Source organism: Streptomyces sp. NPDC001156 (assembly GCF_053598275.1).
Window position 1 is genome coordinate 1 of sequence record NZ_JBSFJX010000510.1, and the last position, 1,630, is coordinate 1,630.

The 1,630-nt window shown below is 67.8% G+C and carries 1 protein-coding gene and 1 pseudogene; both read left to right on the forward strand.

What is annotated here, in order from left to right; translation table 11 throughout:
- The coding region (locus ACWDA7_RS52685) for a right-handed parallel beta-helix repeat-containing protein (RefSeq protein WP_450615312.1) at positions 1-1,000 on the forward strand (1,000 nt) is incomplete at its 5' end.
- A 13-nt stretch (positions 1,001-1,013) separates the two neighbouring features.
- Positions 1,014-1,630, forward strand: a pseudogene (locus ACWDA7_RS52690) (O-antigen ligase domain-containing protein); the annotation flags it as partial.

The window sequence follows — 1,630 nt, forward strand, 5'->3', positions numbered from 1 at the left end:
GGCGGGGCTGATGGCCGGTGCCCACCAGCGGGTCCGCTTCAGCTGCCTGCGCGACAACGGGCAGTACGGAATGAACGCGTACAAGAGCGGCGGCGTTGTCCGCGACCTGGTGGTCGAGGACAACGAGATCGTGGGCAACAACACCGACGACTGGGAACGGCGGCAGCAGGGCTGCGGCTGCACAGGCGGCATCAAGTTCTGGGCCGTCAACGGCGCCGACGTACGCGGCAACTGGGTGCACGACAACCGCGGAGCAGGGCTGTGGGCGGACACCGACAACAACGACTTCCTGATCGAGAACAACGTGCTCGAGGCCAACGACGGTGCCGCACTGATCTACGAGACCAGCTACAACGCGGTCATCCGCAACAACACGATCCGGCGGAACAACTGGGTCGAGGGCCGCAGGTACGCCGACCGCGGCGACAACTTCCCGTACGCGACGATCTACCTGTCCGAGTCCGGCGGCGAACCGCGGATCCCAGCCCGCACCGACAAGATCGAGATCTACCGGAACGTGCTGGAGAACAACTGGTCCGGGATCACCCTGTGGGAGAACGCCGACCGGTTCTGCAACAGCCCGGCCAACACCTCGTCCGGTGACTGCACGCTGCTGGTGAAGGACACCGACCGCTGCGCCAGGCCGGCGATCGACAAGGCACCGCTCTACGCCGACTGCCGGTGGAAGACCCAGCGCGTGGACATCCACGACAACCGCTTCGTGCTCGACGAGTCGGTGGTCAGGTGCACGGAGACGTGCGACCGCATGGCGGTGCTGTCCAACTACGGGACCTATCCGGACTGGTCGCCGTACAAGGGCGAGAAGGTGGCCGAGGCGATCACCCACAAGCAGGACAACCGATGGCACCACAACGTCTACCTCGGGCCGTGGGAGTTCGTCGCCTACGACCCGAGCCGGGTGCTCGACTTCGACGAGTGGCAGGGCATGGACTACCGGCAGGACGCGGGCAGCACTCTCGACCCAGGGACCGGTGGTTGAGATGGACGCGCAGATGAACACGGAGCCGGACACGCGGTCCGGCGCCGAACCGGGCTCCGCCGGCACCCCGAAGCTCGTCGGAATCGTCTGGGGGCTGCTGATCCTCAACACGCTCGGCTCCGCCGGGGCGAAGACCATCATCCCGCTGCCGCGCTCCCTCATCCAGATGGTCACCATGGGCGCGCTGGTCGCCGCGTTCACGCTCGCGCTCGTGGTCAATCTCCGGCTGCGCATCCGGCCCAGCGCCTACCTGCTCCTGCTCACCCTGCTGCTGGTGACGAGCGTCATCTCCAGCGCCAACCTGGAGTCCGGGTTCGGCGCGCTGTTCCGCTGCTTCCGGCTGACGCTCTTCATCGGCACCCTGTGGCTGCTCAGCCGCTGGTGGGACGGCAGCCTGACGTTCGTCCGGTACCACATCCGGGCGTACTTCGCCGTGCTCGGCTCGGTGGCCGCCGGCCTCGTCGTCTCACCCGGCGCGGCCCTGCCCGACCTCTACGGCGGACGCCTGGTCGGCGCGCTGTGGCCGCTCACCCCCCCGCAGATCGGGCAGTACGCGGCGGTGATCATCGGGCTCACCGTGCTGCTCCTTCTGGGCGGCCGGACCGACAAGACCAGCGCCGCGGTGGTCAT